General features: G+C 65.2%; 22 protein-coding genes and 1 tRNA gene. 6 read left to right on the top strand and 17 right to left on the bottom strand.

What is annotated here, in order from left to right:
- Positions 1 to 145 precede the first annotated feature (145 nt).
- Together gltA and gltX are read right to left on the bottom strand one after the other, a co-directional pair.
- On the bottom strand, positions 146 to 1,438 hold the full coding sequence (gltA, locus tag ACP153_RS07890) for a citrate synthase (RefSeq protein WP_424970429.1): 1,293 nt from the start codon (positions 1,436 to 1,438) through the stop codon (positions 146 to 148).
- Between the two features lie 114 nt (positions 1,439 to 1,552).
- Positions 1,553 to 2,965 (bottom strand): glutamate--tRNA ligase, encoded by a 1,413-nt coding sequence (gene gltX, locus ACP153_RS07885; protein WP_424970428.1) that lies wholly within the window; start codon positions 2,963 to 2,965, stop codon positions 1,553 to 1,555.
- Between the two features lie 115 nt (positions 2,966 to 3,080).
- On the opposite strand from gltX, the gene ACP153_RS07880 reads away from it, so the two are divergent.
- Complete coding sequence (locus tag ACP153_RS07880) at positions 3,081 to 5,150, top strand: ComEC/Rec2 family competence protein (RefSeq protein ID WP_424970427.1); 2,070 nt, start codon at positions 3,081 to 3,083, stop codon at positions 5,148 to 5,150.
- Positions 5,151 to 5,223: 73 nt separating this feature from the next.
- Here the strand turns inward: ACP153_RS07880 and lexA are convergent, their stop codons facing one another.
- The 6 genes from lexA to ACP153_RS07850 form a co-directional block, all read right to left on the bottom strand.
- Positions 5,224 to 5,916 (bottom strand): transcriptional repressor LexA, encoded by a 693-nt coding sequence (lexA, locus tag ACP153_RS07875; protein WP_424970426.1) that lies wholly within the window; start codon positions 5,914 to 5,916, stop codon positions 5,224 to 5,226.
- A 169-nt stretch (positions 5,917 to 6,085) separates the two neighbouring features.
- Complete coding sequence (gene glp / locus ACP153_RS07870; protein WP_424970425.1) at positions 6,086 to 7,279, bottom strand: gephyrin-like molybdotransferase Glp; 1,194 nt, start codon at positions 7,277 to 7,279, stop codon at positions 6,086 to 6,088.
- On the bottom strand, positions 7,272 to 7,751 hold the full coding sequence (moaC, locus tag ACP153_RS07865; RefSeq protein ID WP_424970423.1) for a cyclic pyranopterin monophosphate synthase MoaC: 480 nt from the start codon (positions 7,749 to 7,751) through the stop codon (positions 7,272 to 7,274). The genes glp and moaC overlap by 8 nt, the downstream gene beginning before the upstream one ends.
- Complete coding sequence (gene trpC, locus ACP153_RS07860) at positions 7,748 to 8,563, bottom strand: indole-3-glycerol phosphate synthase TrpC (RefSeq protein ID WP_424970422.1); 816 nt, start codon at positions 8,561 to 8,563, stop codon at positions 7,748 to 7,750. Before trpC ends, moaC begins: the two co-directional genes overlap by 4 nt.
- The gene (gene trpD / locus ACP153_RS07855) at positions 8,560 to 9,579 is read right to left on the bottom strand and encodes an anthranilate phosphoribosyltransferase (RefSeq protein WP_424970421.1); all 1,020 of its coding nucleotides are present in this window, start codon (positions 9,577 to 9,579) and stop codon (positions 8,560 to 8,562) included. Before trpD ends, trpC begins: the two co-directional genes overlap by 4 nt.
- Positions 9,576 to 10,157 (bottom strand): anthranilate synthase component II, encoded by a 582-nt coding sequence (locus ACP153_RS07850; protein WP_424970420.1) that lies wholly within the window; start codon positions 10,155 to 10,157, stop codon positions 9,576 to 9,578. Before ACP153_RS07850 ends, trpD begins: the two co-directional genes overlap by 4 nt.
- Positions 10,158 to 10,441: 284 nt before the next feature.
- Between ACP153_RS07850 and ACP153_RS07845 the strand changes: the two genes are divergently transcribed.
- A complete protein-coding gene (locus ACP153_RS07845; RefSeq protein WP_424970419.1) occupies positions 10,442 to 12,166 on the top strand; it encodes a divergent polysaccharide deacetylase family protein in 1,725 nt (574 codons plus the stop codon).
- A 6-nt stretch (positions 12,167 to 12,172) separates the two neighbouring features.
- Here the strand turns inward: ACP153_RS07845 and trpE are convergent, their stop codons facing one another.
- The 8 genes from trpE to fabI form a co-directional block, all read right to left on the bottom strand.
- Positions 12,173 to 13,690 (bottom strand): anthranilate synthase component I, encoded by a 1,518-nt coding sequence (gene trpE / locus ACP153_RS07840; protein ID WP_424970418.1) that lies wholly within the window; start codon positions 13,688 to 13,690, stop codon positions 12,173 to 12,175.
- Positions 13,691 to 13,748: 58 nt separating this feature from the next.
- Complete coding sequence (locus ACP153_RS07835; RefSeq protein WP_424970417.1) at positions 13,749 to 15,593, bottom strand: SurA N-terminal domain-containing protein; 1,845 nt, start codon at positions 15,591 to 15,593, stop codon at positions 13,749 to 13,751.
- Between the two features lie 184 nt (positions 15,594 to 15,777).
- The gene (locus ACP153_RS07830; protein WP_424970416.1) at positions 15,778 to 16,959 is read right to left on the bottom strand and encodes an aminotransferase; all 1,182 of its coding nucleotides are present in this window, start codon (positions 16,957 to 16,959) and stop codon (positions 15,778 to 15,780) included.
- Complete coding sequence (locus ACP153_RS07825; RefSeq protein WP_424970415.1) at positions 16,956 to 17,990, bottom strand: hypothetical protein; 1,035 nt, start codon at positions 17,988 to 17,990, stop codon at positions 16,956 to 16,958. Before ACP153_RS07825 ends, ACP153_RS07830 begins: the two co-directional genes overlap by 4 nt.
- A 32-nt stretch (positions 17,991 to 18,022) precedes the next feature.
- A complete protein-coding gene (gene gpt, locus ACP153_RS07820) occupies positions 18,023 to 18,526 on the bottom strand; it encodes a xanthine phosphoribosyltransferase (protein ID WP_424970414.1) in 504 nt (167 codons plus the stop codon).
- Between the two features lie 83 nt (positions 18,527 to 18,609).
- Positions 18,610 to 19,221, bottom strand: a complete 612-nt coding sequence (locus ACP153_RS07815; protein ID WP_424970413.1) for a LysE family translocator — start codon at positions 19,219 to 19,221, stop codon at positions 18,610 to 18,612.
- Positions 19,218 to 19,829, bottom strand: a complete 612-nt coding sequence (locus ACP153_RS07810; RefSeq protein ID WP_424970412.1) for a LysE family translocator — start codon at positions 19,827 to 19,829, stop codon at positions 19,218 to 19,220. The genes ACP153_RS07815 and ACP153_RS07810 overlap by 4 nt, the downstream gene beginning before the upstream one ends.
- Positions 19,830 to 19,832: 3 nt before the next feature.
- Positions 19,833 to 20,651 carry an enoyl-ACP reductase FabI gene (gene fabI, locus ACP153_RS07805; RefSeq protein WP_424970411.1) on the bottom strand — a complete coding sequence of 273 codons (819 nt, stop codon included), beginning with the start codon at positions 20,649 to 20,651 and terminating at the stop codon, positions 19,833 to 19,835.
- Positions 20,652 to 20,770: 119 nt separating this feature from the next.
- On the opposite strand from fabI, the gene pdxH reads away from it, so the two are divergent.
- From pdxH to ACP153_RS07785, 4 genes are all read left to right on the top strand, one after another.
- Positions 20,771 to 21,376 (top strand): pyridoxamine 5'-phosphate oxidase, encoded by a 606-nt coding sequence (gene pdxH, locus ACP153_RS07800; RefSeq protein WP_424970766.1) that lies wholly within the window; start codon positions 20,771 to 20,773, stop codon positions 21,374 to 21,376.
- A 141-nt stretch (positions 21,377 to 21,517) separates the two neighbouring features.
- Entirely contained in the window at positions 21,518 to 22,024 is a 507-nt protein-coding gene (locus ACP153_RS07795; RefSeq protein ID WP_424970410.1) for a cold-shock protein, read from the top strand.
- Positions 22,021 to 22,533 (top strand): DUF192 domain-containing protein, encoded by a 513-nt coding sequence (locus ACP153_RS07790; protein ID WP_424970409.1) that lies wholly within the window; start codon positions 22,021 to 22,023, stop codon positions 22,531 to 22,533. Before ACP153_RS07795 ends, ACP153_RS07790 begins: the two co-directional genes overlap by 4 nt.
- 53 nt (positions 22,534 to 22,586) lie before the next feature.
- Positions 22,587 to 22,663: transfer RNA gene (locus ACP153_RS07785), tRNA-Pro, on the top strand.
- A gap of 96 nt (positions 22,664 to 22,759) precedes the next feature.
- Here ACP153_RS07785 and ACP153_RS07780 read toward each other — a convergent pair.
- Entirely contained in the window at positions 22,760 to 23,230 is a 471-nt protein-coding gene (locus ACP153_RS07780; RefSeq protein WP_424970408.1) for a hypothetical protein, read from the bottom strand.
- Between the last annotated feature and the right edge of the window lie 484 nt (positions 23,231 to 23,714).

Here is a 23,714-nt window from a genome sequence, read left to right as displayed (position 1 = left end):
TTCAAGCCGTAGCACCAATTGCGATCTCTGTGGCCTATTTTTTAACCGTTTTTTTACGAATTCTCTTTTGCGTCTTGGGGAATGTCACAAAACAGAAAGGGCCGCCCCGAAGGACGGCCCTGAGATCTTGGCGATTTCCGCTGGATCAGCGGTTTTCGACATCCACATAGTCGCGCAGGGTTTCACCCTTGTAGAGCTGACGCGGACGGCCAATTTTGAAGGCCGGGTCGGTGATCATCTCTTTCCACTGGGCGATCCAGCCCACGGTCCGCGACAGGGCGAAGATCGGCGTGAACATCGAGGTCGGGAAACCCATGGCCTCGAGGATGATGCCGGAATAGAAATCCACATTCGGGAAGAGCTTCTTGTCGGCGAAATACGGATCGGCGAGGGCCGCGGCCTCGAGCTCCTTGGCGACCTGCAGAACCGGGTTGTTTTCGACACCCAGCAGCTCCAGCACTTCGTCTGCGGATTGCTTCATCACCTTCGCGCGCGGGTCGAAGTTTTTGTAGACCCGGTGGCCAAAGCCCATCAGGCGGAAGGGATCGTCCTTGTCCTTGGCGCGGGCGATGAACTCGGGGATCCGGTCGACGGAGCCGATCTCGCGCAGCATTTCGAGGCAGGCCTGGTTCGCACCGCCATGGGCCGGGCCCCAGAGACAGGCAATGCCCGCCGCGATACAGGCGAACGGGTTCGCACCCGAGGAGGAGGCGAGACGCACGGTCGAGGTGGAGGCGTTCTGCTCGTGATCCGCATGGAGGGTAAAGATCCGGTCCATGGCGCGGCTGAGCACCGGGTCGACCACATAGTCTTCGGTGGGCACGGCAAAGCACATGCGCAGGAAGTTCGACGCATAGTCCAGATCGTTGCGCGGATACACAAACGGCTGACCGATCGAATACTTGTAGGCCCAGGCGGCGATGGTCGGCATCTTGGCGATCAGGCGGATCGAGGCGACCTCGCGCTGCCAAGGATCGGAGATGTCGGTGCTGTCATGGTAGAAGGCAGACATCGCGCCCACGACACCGGTCATGATCGCCATCGGATGGGCGTCACGACGGAAGCCGCGGAAGAAGTTCATCATCTGCTCGTGCAGCATCGTGTGATTGGTCACACGGCTTTCGAAATCTTCGAGCTGGGCCGCGGTCGGCAGCTCCCCATAGAGCAGCAGGTAGCACACCTCGAGGTAATGCGACTGGGAGGCCAGCTGATCGATCGGATAGCCGCGATGGAGCAGCTCGCCCTTGGCGCCGTCGATGAAGGTGATGGTGCTGTCACAGGCAGCGGTGGACGTGAAGCCCGGGTCGTAGGTGAACACATCGCCCTGAGCATAGAGCTTGCGGATATCGAGCACATCCGGTCCCGCCGTGGGCGAGTAGATCGGCAGCTCGATGTTCTTGCCATCAAAGCTCAGGGTCGCGGTTTTCTGTTCAGCCATGTCTGTCCCTCTTTATAACGTCCGTGTCCGGGGTCCGGCGCGGTCGTGGCATGGTCGGTCTTGCGACCGGCGTGTCGGGTGCGCGAGCAGAACGACCTTACGGCTGTGTCCCCCTCACGCTGCTGCGTCGGACAGGCGCGCGAGGGTTTCCTCACGCCCCAGAACGAGCATCATGTCAAAAACGCTGGGCGTCGCAGAACGCCCGGCCAGCGCGCTTCGCAAGGGGGCAGCAATTTTGCCAAGACCCAGTCCATGGGCCTCTGCCACGCCTCCCACGGCGCCCTCCAGCATGTCGCGGGTCCAGCTAGCATTTTGCAGCTGCGGCGTCAATTCAGCCAGTATACCACGGGATACAGTGTCGAGGTTTTTCGCGGCTTTTTCATCCGGGGCAATCGGCCGCGATGTCAGAATAAAGTGAGCTTTATCAAGAAGGTCCGGGAATTTCTTGGCCCGGTCCTTGAGGCAATACATCGCACGCGACAAACCCTCGGATTGCGCCTCGGACAGGGGATCGACCCCGGTTGCACTGCGGTATCCTTGTGCACCTGCGACAATCGCGTCATCGGGCATCGCGGCAATGTGTTGCCCGGATAGGTTGTCGAGCTTTTTGAGGTCCAAACGCGCCGGAGATTTGCCGATGCCGCCAAAGTCGAACCAGGCCTGCGCCTGGGCATCATCGAAGAATTCATCATCCCCGTGAGACCAGCCCAGACGGGCGAGGTAATTCCGCATGGCCGCCGCCGGATAGCCCATGGCCTCGTATTCCTCGACGCCGAGCGCTCCGTGGCGCTTGCTGAGCTTCTTGCCATCGGGCCCGTGGATCAGCGGGATATGGGCCCAGACCGGCACGTCCCAGCCCATGGCCTCATAGATCATCATCTGCCGCGCCGCGTTGTTCAGGTGGTCATCCCCGCGGATCACGTGGGTCACGCCCATATCATGGTCATCAACCACCACGGCGAGCATATAGACCGGCGTGCCATCCGAGCGCAGCAGGATCATGTCGTCGAGCTGGCTGTTGCGGATGGTCACATCGCCCTGCACCTGATCGCGAATGACAGTCTCGCCCTCTTGCGGCGCCTTGATGCGCACCACGAAGGGCGCATCCGGATGGGTCGCTGGATCCGCATCGCGCCAGGGCGAGCGGAAGAGGGTCGAGCGGCCCTCGGCCTTGGCGGCCTCGCGGAAGGCTGCGATCTCCTCCTGGGTCGAGAAGCACTTATAGGCCTTGCCCTCGGCCAGAAGCTGCAGCGCGACCTCCGCATGGCGTGCGGCCCCTTCGAACTGGCTGGTGGCATCGCCATCCCAATCGAGGCCGAGCCAGCGCAGCCCGGCAAAGATCGCATCCGTCGCCTCCTGCGTGGAGCGCGCCCGGTCCGTATCTTCGATCCGCAACAGGAACTTGCCGCCGCGCCCGCGCGCATAGAGCCAGTTGAAGAGCGCCGTGCGCGCGCCGCCGATATGGAGGAACCCGGTGGGCGAGGGGGCAAAACGGGTGACGACGGGGGTCGTTGAGGTCGAGGTCATCGGGGTGGTCTCCTGCGCCTGGTCTCCGGCGCGGGATCCCGCGGGATTAACCAATTGGCAACCAAGGTTTCGATAAAGTTGCGCAGGACTTACCCAACGCGGCAAGGCAGGACAAGTGACCGACTTCGCAGAGCTGCGCCACGCCCTCTTTCCCTGGGCCCCGGTCGTTCTTGGCTGCGGGGCGCTGGCCTATTTTGGTGCCGGATCCGAACCGTCAGAGGGCTTGCTCATGGTCATCTGGGCCCTGACGGGCGCGGGGCTGCTTGCGGGGCTCTTTGCGCCGTGGTCCTTGCGCCCCCTGGGCTGGGCGCTGGCCTTTGCCGCCGGAGGCTATGCGCTCGCGGCTTGGCGCACGGCGGATGTGGCCGCGCCGGTCCTGTCCTTCCGCTACTATGGCCCCATTGAGGGCCGGGTGGTCGCGATCGATTCCTCCTATGCGGGGGCCATGCGCCTGACGCTGGATCAGGTCCGCTTGCAAGGCATCGCCCCGGAGAAACGGCCCGAGCGTGTGCGCCTCTCGCTCCATGGCCCGCCGCCCGAGATCGCACCGGCCCCGGGTCAGATCGTGATGACCACCGGGCATCTGTCGCCGCCCTCTTCGCCGACCGAGCCCGGTGGGTTTGATTTTCGCCGCCATGCCTGGTTCATGGGATTGGGCGCGGTGGGCTACACACGAGTGCCGGTTCTGCTGTGGTCCGAGCCTGAGGTTCTGACCTGGCGGGAGCGGGTCTATAGCTTGCGCCTCGCGCTGTCCCAGGCGATCCGCGACCGCATTCCCGGGCAGCCCGGGGCCTTTGCTGCGGCGATCATCACTGGCGACCGGGCTGCGATTGATCGCGCCTATGTGGAGGATCTGCGCGGCTCGAACCTTGCGCATTTGCTGGCGATCTCGGGGCTGCATATGGGACTGCTGACGGGGACCGTGTTCCTTGGTCTCAGGACGCTCTTTTCCTTCTGGCCCTGGCTCGCCTTGCGGGTGCCGGTCAAGAAATTTGCGGCGCTGGCGGCGCTCGTGGCAGCTGCGGTCTACTTGGTGATCTCCGGGATGAGCGTGGCGACCGAGCGGGCTTTCATCATGGTTGCCATGATCCTGATCGGCGTCTGTTTCGACAGGCGCGCGCTCTCGGTCCGATCCGTGGCCTGGGCGGCCCTCGTCGTTCTGGCCCTCAGGCCCGAGGCGGTGATGGGGCCGGGGTTCCAGATGTCCTTTGCCGCCACCACCGCGCTGGTCATCACCTATGGGGCGCTGCGCGATGTAAAATGGTGGTATGCCTTGCCGCGCTGGTCCAAGGGGCCGGCCTCGCTGCTGCTGTCATCCTTCGTGGCCGGCGCGGCGACCGCGCCGATTGCGGCGGCCCATTTCAACATCATCGCCCATTACGGGCTGATCGCGAACCTCGCCTCGGTGCCGGTCATGGGCACGCTCGTGATGCCCGGCGCTCTGGTGGCGCTCGCGGGCGCGCCGCTGGGTCTCGAAGGGATCGGCCTCTACGGGATGGAGATCGGGATCCGCTGGATCCTCTGGGTCGCGGGCACCGTCTCCGGTCTTGAAGGCGCGGTTGGGCATGTTCTGCGTCCCATGCCCGGGGTTTTGGGGTTGATCGTGGCCGGGGCCTTGATCGTGGCCCTCACCCCGTTCCGCGCCCGCTGGGTCGGGGTGGCCCCCTGTCTCGTGGCGCTGGTCCTCTGGGCCCAGACCGAGCGACCCGCCTTGCTCGTGTCCGGCAGCGGAGGGCTCTTGGGCGTGCTGACACCAGAGGGGCGGAGCCTCAGCAAGGAGCGCGGCGACGGGTTCTCGGCGCGCAGCTGGCTCGAGAATGACGGCGATGGCGTGGCGCAGGACGAGGCCTATGGCCGGGACGGGATCCTGCATGGCAAGGGCCGGGTGGATGTGGATCTTGGCCCTCACCGGGTGACCCAACTGCGCGGTAAGACCGGGGCGGCGCAGTTTAATGCCGCTTGTGCCGAGGCCGACCTGATCGTGGGCAATGTGGATCTGCCGCGCAGCACGGCCTGCGAGGTGATAGATGCCCGCGCGTTCCGGCGGACCGGGGCCTTGGCGGTCTCGGTCGGGGAGGACGGGCTCGAGATTGTCACAGCTCAGGAGGCACAGCCCGCCCGACCCTGGCAGGGGGCGCCCCCTCGATCGGATGCGCGTTTGCTGGCGCGTCTTCTGGGCGAATAGGGCGGGGTTTCCACGAAAAAGGGCCGCGCAGGTTTTGCACGGCCCGTGGACTTGGCTGCGTCTCGGCGTGCGTTCAGTAGGAGCGGATCAGCCCCACCAGTTTGCCTTGCACCCGGACCATCTCCGCCGGGTAGACGCGGGTTTCATAGGCCGGGTTCGCGGCCTCGAGCGCAATCGCGTTGCCGCGCTTGCGCAAGGTCTTGAGCGTCGCTTCATGGCCATCAACCAGCGCGACCACGATATCGCCGCTCTCAGCTGCATTGGTCTCGCGGATCACGACGATATCGCCGCTGTTGATGCCCGCATTGATCATGGAGTCGCCTTTGACCTCCAACGCGTAATGCTCCGCATCTTGGCGCATCATTTGGCCGGGCACGGCCACCGTGTGGGAGACTTCGCTGATCGCCTCGATCGGCGTACCGGCGGCGATCTTGCCCATCACCGGCAGCTCGACCGCATGGATCTCTGCCACGGGCATGGCGCCCTTGGGGGGATCCGCACGATCCCCGTCGATCACTTTGGGGGCGAACCCGGTGGATTGCGACATCAGCGCCTCCGGCAATTTGACGATCTCGATGGCGCGCGCCTTGTGGGCGAGCCGACGGATGAAGCCGCGCTCTTCCAGCGCCGTGATCAAACGGTGAATCCCGGATTTCGACCGCAGGTCGAGCGCATCCTTCATCTCGTCGAACGAAGGCGGTACACCGTCGCGCTGCAGACGCTTGTGGATGAATTCCAGCAACTCGATTTGCTTCTTGGTCAGCATATCTGCTCTCCCTCTTCGGGCACCTGTCGCCCGGCACCGCTCGCAGAGTTGCTAAAACCGGTAAACAAGGTCTTAACCGGCTGCGAGTTCTTAGAGTGTTCTAAACCTGTTCCTGATTTGTGTCAATGAGGCTGACAATCAGTGCATCAACAGCAGGGCGCGGGGCGGGTTAGAGGGGAATATAGGCAACATCCGAGCCTGGTTCGGCGGGCTCCGCATGGGGCGCGCGCACCAGCAGGCAGTCGGCGGAGGCGAGCACGGACATCAGGCCGCTATCCTGACGTGGGGCCGGGTCGATCCAGGCGATCCCGTCGCGCAAGGTGAGCTGCGCGCGCATGTAGTGCTCCCGCGGGCCGTTCTTGCCGAGACCACGCGCGAGCTTGCCCGCATGACGCGGTTGGGCTTGTGCGGGCAGCCCCTGCATAACCCGCAACGCAGGCACCACGAAGAGCGTGCCGCACACCATGGACGACACCGGGTTGCCCGGCAGCCCGATCAGCAGTGCAGCGCCGAGACGGCCACACATGAGCGGTTTGCCCGGGCGCATGGCGATCTTGTAGAAGGCGCGCTCAAGCCCGAGCTCTCCGGCCACCTTGGCCACGAGGTCATGATCGCCCACAGATGCGCCGCCAATGGTCACAACCAGATCCGCATCCCCGGCCAGAGCGAGGACTGCTGCGAGCCCCTCGGACGTGTCCGGCGCGATGGGCAGAAGGCGCACATCCGCGCCTGCGGCTTCGAACATGGCCTTCAGCCCAAAACTGTTGGAGGCGATGATCTGATCCGGGGCTGGGGTCTCGCCGGGCATCACAAGTTCGTCCCCGGTGGCGATCACCGCGACCCGCGGGCGGCGATGGACCGTCAACACGGGCAGGTTCATGGAAGCCGCGAGCGCCACATCCGCGGGGCTGAGCAGGCGCGGGGCCGAGATCCGGTCGCCCGCTTTGAAGTCATTCCCCTCGGGGCGGATGTTCGCGCCCGGGTCCGTGCCCTCGACCAGCGTGATGCGGTCAGCCTCCCGTGTGACATCCTCCTGGATCACGACGGTCCCAGCACCCTCGGGCACGGGCGCGCCGGTGAAGATCCGGACCGCCTGTCCGGGCGCCACGCGCCCCGACCAGCCATGGCCCGCCGCGCTTTCGCCGACGATCTCGAGCGTCAGACCCGCCGCGCCATCATCACCTCGGACCGCGTAGCCATCCATGGCGGAGGCCGCGAAAGGCGGTTGGGTGCGTGCGGCCACGGCGTCGCGGGCCAGGACCCGCCCGGCAGCGGCTGTCAGCGGAACCTCTTCGGTTTCCAGCGGTGCAACTAGGGCGAAGAGCGCGTCGAGCGCCTCCGCCACGGGCACGAGGTTACTCATCGGCCGTGAACCGTCCCGACTTGCCGCCATCCTTGAAGACCAGCCGCGTATCGGTGATCTGCATGCGCTTATCCACGGCCTTGACCATGTCATAGATCGTCAGCCCGGCGACGGAGACCGCCGTCAGCGCCTCCATCTCGACGCCGGTCTGGCCCGAGGTCTTGACCGTGGCCTCGATCTGCACACCGGGCAGATCCGCATCCGGCGTCAGCTCCAGCGCGACCTTGGTGATCGGCAGCGGGTGGCAGAGCGGGATCAGATCCGCGGTCTTCTTGGCCCCCATGATCCCGGCGAGGCGCGCCACGGCGAGCACATCGCCCTTCTTGGCAGTGCCCCCGGTGATCATCGCCAAGGTCTCGGGCGCCATGCGCACAGCACCCCGGGCAATGGCCATACGGTCCGTGACCTCCTTGCCGGAGACATCGACCATATGGGCTGCGCCCTCGGCGTCGAAATGGGTCAGCTCGCTCATGCGGCGCCCTCCATCGGGACAGGGTTTGCCAGCAAGTCGCGGGTGGCGGCGGCCACATCGTCCTTCCGCATCAGGCTCTCGCCGATCAGGAAGCTGCGCGCGCCGTAGCCTGCGAGATCGGCGAGCTCTGCCGGACCGCTCAGACCGGATTCCGCGACGATCAGCCGGTCGGCGGGGATGCGCGGGGCGAGCGTGCGCGTGGTGTCGAGCGTCGTCTCAAAGGTCTTGAGGTTGCGATTGTTGATGCCCATCAGCGGGGATTTCAGCCGCAAAGCCCGGTCCAACTCGGGTCCGTCATGGACCTCGATCAGCGCATCCATGCCCCAGCCAAAGGCCGCATCCTCCAGCTCGGCAGCCTGCGCGTCGGAAACGCTGGCCATGATGATCAGGATGCAATCCGCGCCCATGGCCCGGGCCTCGGCCACCTGATAGGGGTCGTACATGAAATCCTTGCGCAGCACCGGCAGGTCGCAGGCCGCGCGGGCCGCGATCAGGTACTCCTCATGGCCCTGAAAGCTGGGCGCGTCGGTCAGAACCGAGAGGCAGGTTGCACCGCCCTTTGCATAGGCACTGGCAATGGCGGGCGGGTCGAAATCCGGGCGGATCAACCCTTTGGAGGGGCTGGCCTTCTTGACCTCCGCGATCAGGGCATAGCCCGTCTGGGCCGCTGTCGTCAGGGCCTCGGCGAAGGGGCGGACCGGGCTCGCGGCCTTGGCATCGGCCTCAACCTCCGCCAGGGGGCGCGCGGCCTTGCGGGCGGCGACCTCCTCCAGCTTATAGGCTTTGATCTTGTCGAGAATGGTGGTGCTCATGCCGCCTCCGATGTGATCTTTGCAAGGCCCTGAACCTTGGCGAGCGCCGCGCCGCTATCGAGGCTCTCGGCCGCCAGCGCCGCGCCCTCGGGCAGGGTGTCCACCTTGCCCGAAACCTTCAGGGCGGCGGCTGCGTTCAGCAGAACTGCGTCGCGATAGGCCGAGGCCTCTCCGGCGAGAAGCGCGCGGAAGGCCACGCCGTTCTCCTCAGGCGTGCCGCCGAGAATGGCCTCGAACGGGTGGACCGGCAGGCCAGCTTCCTCCGGGTGAATTTCGAACTCGCTCACCGCGCCGTTTTCCAGCCCGACCACCCAGGAGGTGCCGGTGATCGTCAGCTCATCGGTGCCGTCCGAGCCATGGACGAGCCAGGCCCGGTCACTGCCCAGAGCCGCCAGCGTCTCGGCCATGGGACGGATGAGATCCCGGGAGAAGGCCCCGGTCAGCTGGTACTTGACGCCCGCCGGGTTCGTGAGCGGCCCCAGAATGTTGAACATGGTCCGTGTGCCAAGCTCGGCCCGGGTCGGCATCACGTGGCGGATCGCCGGGTGGTGCATGGGCGCCATCATGAAGGCGATCCCGATTTCCGACAGGGCGCGTTCGACCACATCGGGGCCGACCATGACATTCACGCCCATCTGACCGAGCGCATCCGCCGCGCCGGATTTCGAGCTGAGATTGCGGTTGCCATGCTTGGCCACGGCCACGCCCGCGCCCGCGACCACAAAAGCTGTGGCGGTGGAGATGTTCAGCGTCCCCTTGCCGTCGCCCCCGGTGCCAACGATGTCCATTGCCCCCTCGGGCGCAGTCACCGCATTGCATTTGGCGCGCATCACGGCAGCGGCGGCGGCGTATTCCTCGACCGTCTCGCCCCGGGTGCGCAGGGCCATCAAGAGCCCGCCCATCTGCGAGGGCGTCGCTTCGCCCTCAAAGAGGATCTCGAAGGCGGCTTCGGCCTCGGCGCGGGTCAGGGCGCGGTCGGCTGCCGCCCCAATCAGGGGTTTCAGCGCGTCACTCATGCGGTCACCGGAACAGTATCAAGGAAGTTTTGCAGCATCTTGTGCCCATGTTCGGAGGCGATGGATTCCGGGTGGAACTGCACGCCATGGATCGGCAGGCTGCGATGCTGGAGGGCCATGATCGTGCCATCCTCGAGCCAGGCCGTGACCTCCAACTCATCCGGAAGGCTGTCACGATCCACCACTAGCGAGTGATAGCGCGTCGCCTTGAACGGAGAGGGCAGACCGGCAAAGAGCCCCGTGCCTGTGTGATGCATCAGCCCCATCTTGCCATGGACGATATCCGAATGGCGCTGGACCTTGCCGCCAAAGCTTTGCCCGATGGTCTGATGACCCAGGCACACCCCGATCAGCGGCGTCCCGGTCTCGGCGGCCGCCTCGGTCAGCGCAAGACAGATCCCCGCCTGATCCGGATCCGCCGGGCCCGGGCTCAGCATGATCGCATCCGGCCGCAGGGCCATGGCCTCCTGCACATTCAGCGCATCATTGCGGTGCACCTGCACATCGGCGCCCAGCTCGCCCAGGTAATGGACCAGATTATAGGTGAAACTGTCGTAATTATCGATCAGGAGCAGCATGTCTCGAGCCTTTGTTTCCCGGCCACGGGCCGCTTCATCGGAACTGCCCCTTGATCCCCCAGCGTGGGAGGAGGGTCAAGGGCTGGTCCGGTCGCAAAGATGCGCGGTGGGGCGCGATCCGGGGGCTGGGCCGCGGGATCCGCTTGCAATCGCGGCGGGGCGCGCGATGATCAGGGCAAGACGCATCGCGCGACAGGCCGCGCAGACGTTGGTTTGGCAAGACAAGAGCGGATCACATGGGCAAGGGTCTTTTATCAGGGCTGTTCTGGGGCGGAGCGGCGAGCATGATCCTGCTCGTGGCGGCCTCGCTCTATTTCCCGCTGCGCGATTTGAATGATGCCATGGCGCGGGGGCCGGTCTCGGGCGAGCGGGCCTTGCTCGCTGATCCGCCACAGGCACAGCCCGGCGCCGAGCTGCAGGAGGCAGCACCAGATCTCGCTGAGGCGCCGGAGGCCGGTGCCGATGATGCCGGGCAGTCCCAACGGGTCGCTGGAGCGGTGCCGGAAACTGTGCCACCCAAAGCGCCGGGTCTGCGGCAGGTGGTGGATACCGCGCCCGAAGGGGTGGATCCGCTCCCGAGCCGGACCGAAGACCTGACCGTGGCGAGCCAAGCCCCGGTTGAACCCGAGCCTGTGGCGCAGCCGCCCGCTGAGCCGGAACTGACAGCGCGAACGCCCGCGCCGGTCACTGGCGCGCCGGGGGCCGTGCCGCCGGTTCTCCGTCAGCCTGTTTCGGGGCCGGATGCTGGGCCCGTGGCTCTGCCGTCACCGCCTGCTGCGCAGCCTCAGGTGGAGGCTGCGGCGCCCGAAGCTGTGGCGAGCGCGGGGCCTGCCAGTGCCGAGGATCTTCGCGTGCCAGCGCTGCGTGCGGCGGGTCCCGACACGGCGCTGCCCGCCAGTATCGGAGACGCGCCGCAGGATGGCGTCGCGCCTCTGGCGCCTGAGGCTCCTCCGCGTGCCGCGCCGCAGATTGGTCCGGCACCGGAGACACCGCGCCTTGCCACGCAGGCAGAGGCGGCCCCCGCATTGCGCTTGGCCCAGAGCGGGCCGCCGCGTCCGGATCTTGCCCCGGCGGACCTGCCCTTGCCGCCCGTTGCCCCGAATGCCATTGCCGCGCCAGGGCCGCCGCCGGACAGCGCGCCGCCTATGCCGGAGCCTGCTGCGGAACCCCCGGCTGCGACCCCCGCCACCTTGCCCAGACGGCTGGTTCTGGACGGGGCGGAGCGCTTTGCCATGGCCGGGCCGGGGATCTCGGGGCGCATGCCGCGAATTGGTGATCCGCTGCCGTCATTGCCCCCCGAGAGCGCCACGCCGCGCGCAGAGGATGCGGCACCGGTGGGGGCGCTGACACGCAATGCGCAGCAATTCGCCTCCCCGGAGAATGCCTCTCTCCTGTCGATCGTGGTGGAGGCGCCTCGAACCGGCGCCCTCGATACCGAGGCGCTGGCCGCCAGTCGCTTGCCGCTGAGCATCGCCGTGGATCCGACCCTGCCCGAGGCCCCGGATCTGACCGCAGAGCTGCGGGGTGCCGGACATGACGTGCTGATCACGCTCACGGGCCTGCCGAGCGCGCCCGAGCCACGGGATATCGATGTGGCGCTGGGGGCGCATATCGCGCGGCTGCCCGAGGCGGTCGGGATCTGGTTGCCTGCGGACAGCCCGGTGCTGCAGGACCGTCTTCTGCTGCGGCATCTCTCCGAAGTTCTGGCAGAAACCGGGCATGGCCTGCTGGCGCCGGGCGATGGGCTCGACGCGGCGGTGCAGGAGGCGCGGCGCGCAGGCGTGCCAGCGGCTGCGAGCTTTGCCGAAGTGACCTTGCAGGACCCGCTTGTGCTGCGCCGCAATCTCGACCGGATTGCATTGCGTGCCCGTTCAGGCGAGGGCGGGGTGGTACAAGCCACGCTGACGCCCGAGATCCTCACGACGCTGAGAGGCTGGAGCGCGGGGCTGCCGCAAGCGGATGTCGCGGTCGCGCCGGTCTCGGCCTACCTGCAGCGCAGCGCGCCCTGACACGTCTCAGCTATTGCCGCCCGCCCCGCCGGCAAAGAGGCCGGCTTGTTCCGCAGCGGTGCGGATCGCTTTGGATTTGTTGACGGTTTCCTGGAACTCGGCCTCGGGGTCGCTGTCAAAGACGACGCCGCCCCCGGCCTGGATATAGAGCTTTTCGTCTTTCACCACCGCCGTGCGCAGGGCGATGCACATATCCATATCACCATTGGCCGCGAAATACCCGCAGCCGCCGCCATAGACACCGCGCTTTTCAGGCTCCAGCTCATCGATGATCTCCATCGCGCGGACCTTGGGCGCGCCGGAGACCGTCCCGGCAGGCAGACCGGCGAGCAGGGCCGAGAGCGCGTCGTGATCCTCTCTCAGCTCGCCCACCACGTTGGAGACGATATGCATCACGTGGGAATAGCGCTCGATGATGAACTCCTCGGTCGGGCGCACGGTGCCGATCTTGCTGACCCGACCCGTATCGTTGCGTCCCAAATCGAGCAGCATCAGATGCTCTGCCAGCTCCTTGGCATCGGCCAGCAGATCCTCTTCGAGGGCCTTGTCCTCGGCGGGCGTCTTGCCGCGCGGACGGGTGCCTGCGATGGGACGGATCGTGACCTCGCGCCCGAAAACCCGCACGAGGATCTCGGGCGAGGCGCCGACGATCTGAAATCCGCCGAAATTGAAATAGAACATGAAAGGCGACGGGTTCGTGCGCCGCAAGCTGCGATAGAGCGCGAAAGGCGGCAGGGGGAACTCCTGCGTCCAGCGCTGGGAAGGCACGACCTGAAAGATGTCGCCCGCGCGGATGTATTCCTTGGCCTGCTCGACCGCATCCAGATAGCCCTGATGGGTGAAGTTCGACACGGGCGTGCCCAGCTCGGCGGTCTCGCCGAAATCGCGGCTCTCGCTGCTGGCGGCGCGTTCCAGATCGCGCACAGCGTCCATCACGCGTTCGGCCGCCTGGGCATAGGCGGCGCGGGCCGATTGGCCGGAATTGGCCCAGACCGGCGAGACCACGGTGACTTCGCCCTTCACCCCGTCGAGCACCGCGACCACCGAGGGCCGCACCAGCACCGCATCGGGCAGGCCAAGCGGGTCGGGGTTCACATTGGGCAGATGCTCCACCAGCCGGATCATGTCATAGCCGAGATAGCCAAATAGCCCCGCCGCAATCGGCGGCAGGTCATCGGGCATCTCGATCCGGCTCTCGGCAATGAGGCTGCGCAGGGCTGTGAGCGGGTCCTCGGCCAAGGTTTCGAAGGCGTCCGCATCAAACCGGGCCGAGCGGTTGATCCGCGCTGTTTCCCCCCGGCACTCCCAGATCACATCCGGCTTCAACCCGACCACCGAGTAGCGCCCGCGCACCTCGCCGCCGGTCACGGATTCCAGCATGAAGCTGTCCTTGCGCGCCCCGGCGAGCTTGAGCATGAGCGACACGGGCGTGTCGAGATCGGCGGCGAGCCGGGTATAGACGACCTGATTGCGGCCCGCGGCAAAGGCGGCCTCGAAAGCATCATAGTCAGGGATCAGGGCCATGGCGCGGTCTCGTTCTGGCTGGGTCTCGGGCGGTCAGCGGGCAGGCCCGCCGTCTGGATCAGGGGAACTGGGCCTGAACCGCGTCGATGGCGCTTTGATTGATGGTGATGCCCGCTTCGAGTTGAAGCGCGGTGGCATAGGCGGTGAAGATATCCTCAGCAAGGCCCTGGCTGATGGTCTGGCTCAGAACGCCTTGCAGGAACTCCGCATCGGGATCTTCGCTATCGGGGGGCAGAATGCCGTCGAGCTGGGCGATATAGACCTCGCCATTGCCGGGCACGAGGGTCACGTCTCCGTCGGCTTCGAGCGCGAAGACTTCCGTCACAAGGCTCGGCGGGGTGCCATCGATGAAGGACTCGCGGGTCAGAGCGTCCTCCACACGGGGGGAGAGATCCGTCGCGGCAAAGCTTTCGCCTGCGCGCAGGCGATCCGCGAGGGCTTCGGCCTCGGCCATGAGTGCGTCGTCGATTTGGGCTGCGCGCCAATGCTCGGCCACTGTATCGCGGATCTCCTCCAGCGGCTGAAGGCGCGGCGCGGTGATGCCATCGAGGCGCAGGGCAAAGACGCCGCCATCCTCAAGGATCGAGATTTCGGGGAAATCGCCATCGCGCAGGGTGCGCACGGCTTCCTGCACTTCCGGATAGGCGGCGATGCCATCGGTGCTGCCCGCAGCGAGCGAGAGCGTGCCGAGCTCGGCTGGCGTGTCGGCGGCCAGCTCCTCGAGCGTTGCGCCGCCAGCGAGCAGATCGTCGAGCGCTTCGATTTCATCGGCCACTGCGCGCCGGGCGGCATCCCCGGCGAGTGCTGCGGTCAGCTCCTCGCGGGCGTCCTCGAAACTGGTGACTTGCGCGGCCAGCAAGGCATTCACCCGGTAGAGCGCCGGGCCAAGCGGCGAGGGCAGGGGGCCGACGACGCCTGTCTGCGGAAAGGCAAAGACCCCTTGGGCAATTTCGGCATCGAGATCGTCCCGTGTCACCTCGCCCTGGTCTACATCGTCGAGGGTGAGGCCGCGCGCCTCAAGCAGGGCGTCAAATGTGGTTGCACCGCTGGTGATCTGGGCGAGGGCGGCCTCAGCCTCCCCGGTCGAGTTGAAGACAAGACGGTCGAGCAGACGCCGCTCGGGGCGTTGATAGATGCTGGCCGCAGCGTCATAGGCCTGACGCAGGTCCTCCTCGCTGGGCGCGACCTGATCAAGCATCATCTCCGGGCTGAGGAGCACATAGGTGATCTCGCGCGTTTCCGGCAGGGTGAAGGCGGCAGCATTGGCCTCGTGATGGGCTTGCAGGTCCGCATCGCCCGGCGCGGGGATGTCCAGCGTGATGTCGCCCGCGCTCAACACGGCCCAGGTGAAGTCCCGGCGCGCGCCGATGAAGGAAAAGAGTGTATCGGTATAGCCCTCGGGCACGCGCAGACCGCCGATCACGGCCCCTTGCAGCAGATTGCGCGCGGCTTCCTTGCGGACGCGGTCCTCGAATTGCTCGGGTGTCAGGCCGCTCGATTGCAGGGTGAAGGTGTAGGCCTCGCGATCAAAGGCGCCGTTCAGTCCGGCAAAGGCGGGAATTTGTCGGATCTGTTCGGCCACCCGCTCATCGCCGACGGAAAGACCCATCAGCGCGGCCTCATTGTCGATGGCGGCGGTGTTCACAAGCTGCGCGAGGACCTGCCGGTCAAGGCCGATCTGGCGCGCCTCGGCCATGGGCACGGCCCGGCCCGATTGCTGGGCGGCGGTGCGCAGCTGGTTCTGCAGGGCCCGGCCGTAATCGGTGACGGTGATTTCCGCATCGCCCACGCTGGCCACCTGCGAGTTGGAGCCGCCAAAGCTGGAGACGCCGAAGCCCGCAAGGCCGAGGATCAGGAGGCCCATCAGAATGAACATGAAGATGTTGGAGGTTTTGCCCTTCATGGCGTTGATCTCTCCTCGAGCGGATCCGGTGGGTTTCGGCGCAGATATCTTGGTGCGATGTGTTTAGGGGGTTGCGCCGATGGCGGCAAGCGGATGGCGGGGCGGGACGACCAATTCCGCAACTCGCGCGCCTTCGTGGGTTGGATTGGGGGCCAGCCCCCAAACCCCCGGGATATTTCCGGACTTAAGAAGGTGTGTAGGTTCCGAGCCTTTCGGCGAGCTCCCGGATGCCGGTTTCGTCGATATTGGCGAAGGCAAAGCGCATTTCCTCGGCGCCGCGGGGCGCACCCTTGGGGGCGAACATGGTGCCGGGCAGGGCCAGCACGCCGATCTCGGAGACCATGCGCTCGGCGAGCTGGTCCGAGGGGAGGCCGAGCCGGTGGCGGGCGTAGCCGAAATAGGCGCCGCAGCCCAGAAGCTCCCATCCCGGGAGGCGTTGGAAGGCGGTTTCCATGGCGGTACGGCGGGCGAGGATCTCGTCGCGTTGTCCGGCGAGCCAGTCCTCCAGGTGTTTGAGGCCCCAGAGGGCCGCCCGTTGTCCCAGTTGCGGGGCGCAGATCTGCACCGTGTCGAGGAACTTCTCCACCTGGGCGAGGCGCGCGGGCGAGGTGGCGATGGCGCCGACCCGGTGGCCCGTGAGCCGGTAGGCCTTGGAGAAGGAGTAGAGGGAGATGACCGTGTCGTCCCAATCCGGGTCCTGCAGGAGGCTGTGGGGCGCGCCGGAGCGGCTGTCGAAATCGCGGTAGGTTTCGTCCACGATCAGGGCGAGCCCGCGGGCGCGTGCAAGGTCGCGAAAGGCTGAGATCAGCGCATCGGGATATTCGACCCCGCAGGGATTGTTCGGGCTGACCAGCACGATGGCGCGGGTGCGTGCATCGATGAGGGCCGCGGCCGCCTCCGGATCCGGCAGGAGCGACGGGCCGGTGTCGAGGGCGCGGGGCTCCACCCCCGTCATTTGCAACCACATCTGGTGGTTGAAGTACCAGGGCACGGGCAGGATCACATTGTCACCGGGAGCGGCCAGGGTCGACATGACCGCCGCAAAGGCCTGGTTGCAGCCGGAGGTGATGGCGATCTGGCTGTCTTTCACTGCGCCGCCATAGCGGCCCGTCATGGAGTTCGCGAGGGTCTCGCGCAGCTCCGGCAGGCCCAGCACGGGGCCGTAAAGATGGCTGCCATCGTCCTCTTCAATCGCGGCGATCATGGCCGCGCGCAGGGGCGGCGGGGGCGGTGCGACGGGGGCCGCCTGGCTGACATTCAGAAGCTCCAGCCCCTCGGGCAGGGTGGCGGCGGCCAGCCAGCGGCGGGCCTCCATGACCGGCGGGGACTGGGTTGCGGTCATGGTCGGGGCGAGATGTTGGCTCATTGGTGCGAAGGTCCGCCTTGGGGGTTTGGCAGGGTCAGTCCGGGATCAATCCGGGCCAGGCGGCAAAGCAGCTTGAATCCGGCAAGATAGTAAAGCCCGCCACTGCGATGGAAGCCCGCGGCCACGAGAAGCGCGCTTGGCCAGACCACCAGCCCATAGAAGCAGAGGATCGCGGCCCGCAGGGCGCGGCCCTCGCCGTTTTCCAGGAGCGTGTTCGAAGCCTGGATATAGGCGTCCACCACATCGCGCCGCTCCGGGAAGCGGGCGCGCAGTTTGCGCATCTGGGTCAGCTCGAAGCAATCATCGGGCCGCCCCAAGAGATCAACCGCAGCGGAGGTTATGACGCAGAGGGGTTTGCACCCGCCTGCGGCCACCGCTTGCGTCGCGTATTCCGTGGCCTTTTCACGCGCGATGGGGATGGTTGGGGACAGGTGGCGAATGTCAAAGAGGGCGCGCATCTCGAACTCGGCGATCGCGACCTGCAGCTCCATGGCCGAGCCGTCCATCAGGTGGGTCCCCGCATTCGGCAGCGCGATGCCGCTGCGGCCATGGCGCATGGAGACCGCGATGTCGCGCGCGGGGCCGCCATCGATCTTCAGCGTCGCGGGGACGGTCCCATCGAGGGCAGCCCGTCTCTCGGACATCTCTTCGGATGTGCCGAAGGGCCAGGTGATCACCAGCCGATCTGGCCTGGTAGCATCTGGCGCGAACTCATAGGTGAGTGTCGCATCGCTGATCCCGGCCTCGGAGGGACGCCCATCGACGTAAAACGCCTTCTCAACACTGTCGCGGCGCAGGGAATACTGGGCCAGACGGGGCTTGCGGAGGATGTCCGTGTCATTCTTGTCGCCGGTGAGGGAAAACTCGGCGACAGTTTCGGGCGTGCCTGCAGGCAGCTCCGGGTGGAGCCATGTCGAGATCACATAGAGATTGCTGCAGTCGGGATACTCTTTCTCCGCCCCCAGAGCTGGCCCCGCCACCGTTGCGGCAGCGGCCGTCTGGAGCATCTGTCGTCGGGAATAGGGGGCCATGGCGTCCGGTGCCTCGTCTCTTCTACGGCGTGCTAGCCGTTGCGGTAGGGCTCAACGTATTGCAAAGCCATGTCCCATGGGAAGAAAATCCAGGTGTCCTGACTGACCCCGGTGATAAAGGTGTCGACCATGGGCTCGCCCTTGGGCTTGGCATAGACGGTGGCGAAATGCGCCTTGGGGTAGAGGCCGCGCACCACTTCGAGGGTGCGACCGCTGTCGACCAGATCGTCGATGACGAGCACGCCGGTGCCGTCGCCCATGAGCTCCGGATCCGGTTGGTTGAGGATCGTGGTCTGGCCCTGGGTCTGGTGGTGATAGGATTGCACCGAGATCGTGCCGACCTGCCGGATGTCGAGCTCGCGCGCCACGATCATCGCGGGCGCCATGCCGCCGCGGGTGATGGCAAGGATCATCCGCCAGGCGCCTTCTTCTCCGGGCCCGCGCTTGTCCAGCCGCCAGGCCAGCGCCCGGCTGTCCCGGTGGATCTGGTCCCAGCTGACGTGAAACCCTTTTTCATGCGGCAGTTGGTCGGTCATATCCCTCTCCGTCCCCTATGGTTTGATCCTGTCTCTATGACAGGTTGCGCGAAGTTGCCAATGCTGATCGCCAAGCGCTGGCCTCAGGTCAGGGCGATGCGCGCACCGACCCCGGCCAATGCGACGCTCAGCACCCGGTCTGAGACGCATTTCATCCGCAGATAGAGCGCACGGGGCGCTGGCAAGGAAAAGAGCCGCGCCACGATCACGTACCAGCCGCTCTCGACCACGAAGACCGAGAGGAGCACCAGCGCCATCTCGAGCACTGTGGCGTCCGCGGGCAGGATGCCGATGAAGACCGCTCCGAAAAAGACGGGCACTTTGGGATTCGAGAGTTGCGTGACAAGCCCGAAGCGAAAGACCGACCAGAGGGAGCGGGTGCGCCCGCTCGACACCGCCGGCAGCGGGTCGGGCGCGTGGCGCCACATCATGAAGGCCACAAAAAGGAGGAAGCCCGCGCCGGCGAACTTCAGCACGGTCAGGAGGACGGGCATGACCTGGAACACGAGGGCCAGACCGAACAGCGCGGTACCCGCCCAGATCATCGCACCCGCGCCAAAGGCGACAGCAAGGGCAAGGGCAGGCTTCAAACCCTCGGCGGCGGCCACGCGTGTGATCACCACGAAAGAGAGGCCGGGACTGATTGCGGCCATCAGATGGATTACTGCGATGGAGGCAAAGGCCGCCAGTGTCACGGGGTGCGATCCAGCAAAAGGCGCAGGCCAAGCCCGCCCAGCACCGCAGCGGTCAGCCGGTCGAGATGGGTTTTCGCGGTCAGATAGGCGCGTTTTGCGGCGGGACGGCTCAGGGCCACCGCCAGAAGGGTGTAAACCATGATCTCTACCCCGAAATGGTTCGCGACCACCAAGGCGATCTGCGCGGCGCTCAGATCTGGCGGGAAGATCACGATCAGCACCCCGGCGGCGAAGAGCGCGGATTTCGGGTTCGCGAGATTGACCATCACCCCGCGGCGGAACGCGCGGCCCGGGGCGATCCGTGGCGCCTTGGCGAGTGGGTTGCGCGCGGCCCTCCACGTGCCCCAGGCGATCCAGATCAGGTAAAGCGCGCCGAGCGTCTTCAGGATCAGATAGGCCGCCGGGAAAAGCTCGAACAGCAGCTCGAGCCCGAGCAGAGCGGACAGCGTCCAGAGCGCGGCCATGCTGGCCAGACCCAGTCCGGTCCAGATCGCGCTGCGCCGGTCAATGGAAATCGCGGTCTGCGTCAGGATGAGAAGGGCTGGCCCCGGGCTCGCCAAGGCGACCAGAAGGGCCGCGTTGAAGGCGAGAATCTGGGCCAGCTCCATGGCTTACTTCCGGCCAGTGACCGCGTCGATATCCGGGGCGTCCACGGCCTTCATACCGACCACGTGATAGCCCGCATCCACGTGATGAACCTCGCCGGTCACAGCGCTCGACAGATCCGACAGGAAATAGAGCGCGGATTTGCCGACCTCGTCCTGGGTCACGGTCCGGCGCAGCGGCGCGTTCAGCTCGTTCCACTTCATGATGTAACGGAAATCGCCAATGCCCGAGGCGGCCAGCGTTTTGATCGTGCCCGCGCTGATGGCGTTGACGCGGATGTTCTGCTTGCCGAGATCCTCGGCCAGATACTGTACGCTGGTCTCCAGCGCGGATTTCGCAATCCCCATGACATTATAATGGGGCATGACCTTCTCGGCGCCGTAATAGGTCAGCGTCAGAAGCGAACCCCCATCGGTCATCAGCTTCTCCGCGCGCTGGCAGACGGCGGTGAAGGAATAGACCGAGATATCCATGGTCATGCGGAAATTGTCGGCGCTGGTGTCCACATAGCGCCCGCGCAACTCGGATTTGTCCGAAAAGCCGATGGCATGGACCACGAAGTCCAGCTTGCCCCAGCGCTCCGCCAGACCGTCAAACACCGCGTCGAGCGAGGCCGGATCGCTCACATCGCAGTCAAAGAGCTCGGTCACGCCCAGCTCCGCCGCCAGGGGTTCCGCCCGCTTGCGGAACGCCTCGCCCTGATAGGTGAAGGCCATCTCGGCCCCTTGCTCCGCCAGGGCTTTCGCAATGCCCCAGGCGATCGATTTGTCATTGGCCAGCCCCATGATGAGGCCGCGTTTTCCGTGCATCAATCCCGTTGACATCTGTCGTTCCTTGTCCGCCGTATGCAGTTCGGCACCGTTTAGGCGATCAGGTTCTTTGCTTCAAGGGAACGCTGTGCCACATAGCAGCGGATGATCGCAGCAAGGCAACAGAGGCGGATATGGCGGAACGCAGTGGGATATTTGCAGGCGAGGATCCGTTCGCCCTGGCACGCGCCTGGTTGACCGAGGCCGAGGCGCGCGAACCCAATGATCCCAACGCGATCGCGCTGGCGACCGTGGATGCGTCGGGCCTGCCGAATGTGCGGATGGTGCTGCTGAAGGAGATCGAGGCGGATGCCTTCGTCTTCTATACCAACTATGGATCCGCCAAGGCGCAGGAGCTCGACAGTGCGGGCCAGGCGGCCTTTGTTCTCCATTGGAAGAGCCTGCGGCGGCAAATCCGGGTGCGCGGCGAGATCAGCCGCGAGGACGGGCCCCAGGCAGACGCCTATTATAATAGTCGCTCCCTCCAGAGCCGGATCGGTGCCTGGGCCTCGGAGCAGTCCCAACCCCTCGACAGCCGTGCGAGCCTTATGGCGAAAGTCGCGAAAATCGGTCTGGAAAAGGGACTTTCTCCGGAACGCCCTCCTTTCTGGGGCGGGTATCGCCTGCGCCCGGTGGAAATGGAGTTTTGGGCCGATGGCGATTTTCGATTGCATGATCGTTTTCGGTGGGTTCGCGCGAAAGATGAAAAAACTTGGAAAATCAACCGCTTGAACCCGTGATCTGGGCGCAAGCTCCGGGCCAAGCCCTTTAAAAGACAAAGTTTTTCTTGCACGTATCGTTAACAAATGTGACCATTAACAAATCAGGACCACTCCCTGAGTTAACCATGCGTAACCCGGATTACTGCCGTGCAGAAACCTATGACTAGCAGTCCAGTAGTGTACGGGACCGTCAAATGGTTTGACCCCAAGAAGGGGTTCGGCTTCGTCGTGGGTGAAACCGACGGACCGGATATTCTGCTGCATGCCAATGTGTTACGGAATTTCGGCCAGAGCTCGGTCGCCGATGGGGCGCAGATCCAGATCCGTGTTCAGGAGACCCCCCGCGGCGTTCAGGCCGTGGAAGTGGTCGCGATAACACCGCCGGAAATCGACGAAGAGATGTCGGGCCCCTTGGGCGCACCGCAGAACTTCGACGATGTGCCCATGGTACCGGGGCGGGTGAAATGGTTCGACAAGGTCAAAGGCTTCGGCTTTCTCAACGTCTTTGGCGGCGATGAGGATATCTTCGTCCATATGGATGTGCTGCGCCGCTGCGGGTTCTCGGATCTGCAGGCCGGTGAGGCCGTTGCCGTGCGCATCGGCGAAAGCGAGCGCGGAAGCCTCGCCCTCGAAGTGCTGAGCTGGGACGCCGCGCAGTCCGAATGACGGTGCCCAGATCTTTGCTATGCCAGGTTGGCGCCGCTTTGCGGAACTCTGTCCGTGGGACTCTGGGCGCAATCTGTCTGACAGGCGCGGCCAGTGCGGCCTGCGCACCTGATGTTGTCTCGCTTCAAGGTCCCTGGGGGCAAGCGCAGTTCACGATTGAGCTCGCGGATGATGATGCGGAGCGGGGCCGGGGCCTGATGTTCCGGGAGAGCCTTCCGCAGAGAGCGGGCATGCTCTTTGTCTACGATCGCCCGCAATCGGTGTCCTTTTGGATGCGGAACACGCTCATCCCCCTCGACATGATCTTCGCGGATGAGACCGGGCTTGTGCGCCGCGTGCACTCCAACGCGATCCCGCTGGATGAAACGCCGATCTTTGGTGGGAGCCAAATTCTCGCCGTGCTGGAGATCAATGGCGGGCTTGCAGAGCAATTCGGCATCTCAGCGGGGACCCTCCTGCAGCATCCGGCCTTTGATCAAAGCACCGCTGCCTGGCCCTGCGACGAGTGAGCGGCGAAATCGCGCTTTTCAATCCCGATCAACGGGGCTAAGGACAGCGACATCGGGGCGTAGCGCAGCCTGGTAGCGCGACGGTTTTGGGTACCGTAGGTCGCAAGTTCGAATCTTGCCGTCCCGACCACTTCCTACAAGTCAGACCACCAAACCTCTGGGTCAGGCAGGCCTTGAGACGCGCCGCGCAGATCTTGCGGGCGGTAAGAGCGCGGTCTCGAGGGGATCAGGCAGTCCGGCGTTTCGACCAGGCCAGACCACCGATCGCCGAGAGGAGCAGCAAAAGCGCGGGCGGCAGGGGCACCGAGGGAACCTGCGGTGTCGGCGGCTCGCTCTGTCTGGGCGGCTCCGGAAGGTCGTCGAAGGGCGGGAAGGTGGGGGGCTCCGTCGCCGGAGGCTCGGGGGCGGGCATGATCGTGTCAGCAACACTGCTGCTGTCATCATCGCCGCCATCGAGCACAAGCACGGCCAGAAGGATGCCGGCGAGAATTGCAATCACCACGGGATCGATGGCCGGCACAGCCGGCGCGGCAGGCAGCGGTGCCGTCACCGGAACCGGGGCCGGGGCCCGCGCCGCAACCGGGAAGCCGAACTTGCCCCCCAGATACGCATCCTTGGTGACCGCAAGATAAGCTCCCTGCGCGTCATAGGCGATTACCGCAGCAGAGCCTGGACTGGCCAGGGCACACATCGCCATGACCGCCAGTGGGCGGATTGGGTTAAGAGTCATCAAACAGTCTCACTCGTTACAAAACCGAGGCCGTGAGAACCAAAGCACGGCGCTCCATCATCGGGATTTAGTAAAACTTTGTGTTTTTTTTAAGGTACTAGTTCACACAACTCCGGTGACGTTGCGTTTTTTTTGGGCGATTTGCGAACAACCAAGGAAAAAGTCACGATCTCGCCCTTTTCGGCGGCGTATCGCCCGTGGCGACGATTCGAGCCTGTTGCCCCTCTGACCCCCAAGGATTCGCGCGCAACCTGTGGATAAATCAAGCAGATCGGTTAACCTGTGTGAAGAATGTATGAATATTCTCCCTGTGTTCTGATTAACCTTTTTGAGCTCCTTTCGAGCACCCCCAAACGAATCTAGGTTAATCCACCGTCAATAGTGTTTTGTCGTGGAAACGTCACAAAATGTAGTTGACCGTCCCCCTCCACCTACGCCAGTTTGTGTTTGC

Source organism: Dinoroseobacter sp. S76 (genome assembly GCF_049801095.1).
GTDB lineage: Bacteria > Pseudomonadota > Alphaproteobacteria > Rhodobacterales > Rhodobacteraceae > Dinoroseobacter.
The sequence above is the reverse complement of the archived record's forward strand: the minus strand, read 5'-3'. Positions and strand labels throughout refer to the sequence as shown.

Excerpts from the sequence above, each read along its gene's own strand:
- gltA (WP_424970429.1), bottom strand. The coding sequence starts at position 1,438 with ATGGCTGAACAGAAAACCGCGACCCTGAGCTTTGATGGCAAGAACATC.
- gltX (WP_424970428.1), bottom strand. The coding sequence starts at position 2,965 with ATGACCTCGACCTCAACGACCCCCGTCGTCACCCGTTTTGCCCCCTCG.
- lexA (WP_424970426.1), bottom strand. The coding sequence starts at position 5,916 with ATGCTGACCAAGAAGCAAATCGAGTTGCTGGAATTCATCCACAAGCGT.
- glp (WP_424970425.1), bottom strand. The coding sequence starts at position 7,279 with ATGAGTAACCTCGTGCCCGTGGCGGAGGCGCTCGACGCGCTCTTCGCC.
- moaC (WP_424970423.1), bottom strand. The coding sequence starts at position 7,751 with ATGAGCGAGCTGACCCATTTCGACGCCGAGGGCGCAGCCCATATGGTC.
- trpC (WP_424970422.1), bottom strand. The coding sequence starts at position 8,563 with ATGAGCACCACCATTCTCGACAAGATCAAAGCCTATAAGCTGGAGGAG.
- trpD (WP_424970421.1), bottom strand. The coding sequence starts at position 9,579 with ATGAGTGACGCGCTGAAACCCCTGATTGGGGCGGCAGCCGACCGCGCC.
- ACP153_RS07850 (WP_424970420.1), bottom strand. The coding sequence starts at position 10,157 with ATGCTGCTCCTGATCGATAATTACGACAGTTTCACCTATAATCTGGTC.
- ACP153_RS07845 (WP_424970419.1), top strand. The coding sequence starts at position 10,442 with ATGATCCTGCTCGTGGCGGCCTCGCTCTATTTCCCGCTGCGCGATTTG.
- trpE (WP_424970418.1), bottom strand. The coding sequence starts at position 13,690 with ATGGCCCTGATCCCTGACTATGATGCTTTCGAGGCCGCCTTTGCCGCG.
- ACP153_RS07835 (WP_424970417.1), bottom strand. The coding sequence starts at position 15,593 with ATGAAGGGCAAAACCTCCAACATCTTCATGTTCATTCTGATGGGCCTC.
- ACP153_RS07830 (WP_424970416.1), bottom strand. The coding sequence starts at position 16,959 with ATGAGCCAACATCTCGCCCCGACCATGACCGCAACCCAGTCCCCGCCG.
- ACP153_RS07825 (WP_424970415.1), bottom strand. The coding sequence starts at position 17,990 with ATGGCCCCCTATTCCCGACGACAGATGCTCCAGACGGCCGCTGCCGCA.
- gpt (WP_424970414.1), bottom strand. The coding sequence starts at position 18,526 with ATGACCGACCAACTGCCGCATGAAAAAGGGTTTCACGTCAGCTGGGAC.
- ACP153_RS07810 (WP_424970412.1), bottom strand. The coding sequence starts at position 19,829 with ATGGAGCTGGCCCAGATTCTCGCCTTCAACGCGGCCCTTCTGGTCGCC.
- fabI (WP_424970411.1), bottom strand. The coding sequence starts at position 20,651 with ATGTCAACGGGATTGATGCACGGAAAACGCGGCCTCATCATGGGGCTG.
- pdxH (WP_424970766.1), top strand. The coding sequence starts at position 20,771 with ATGGCGGAACGCAGTGGGATATTTGCAGGCGAGGATCCGTTCGCCCTG.
- ACP153_RS07795 (WP_424970410.1), top strand. The coding sequence starts at position 21,518 with ATGACTAGCAGTCCAGTAGTGTACGGGACCGTCAAATGGTTTGACCCC.
- ACP153_RS07790 (WP_424970409.1), top strand. The coding sequence starts at position 22,021 with ATGACGGTGCCCAGATCTTTGCTATGCCAGGTTGGCGCCGCTTTGCGG.
- ACP153_RS07780 (WP_424970408.1), bottom strand. The coding sequence starts at position 23,230 with ATGGCGATGTGTGCCCTGGCCAGTCCAGGCTCTGCTGCGGTAATCGCC.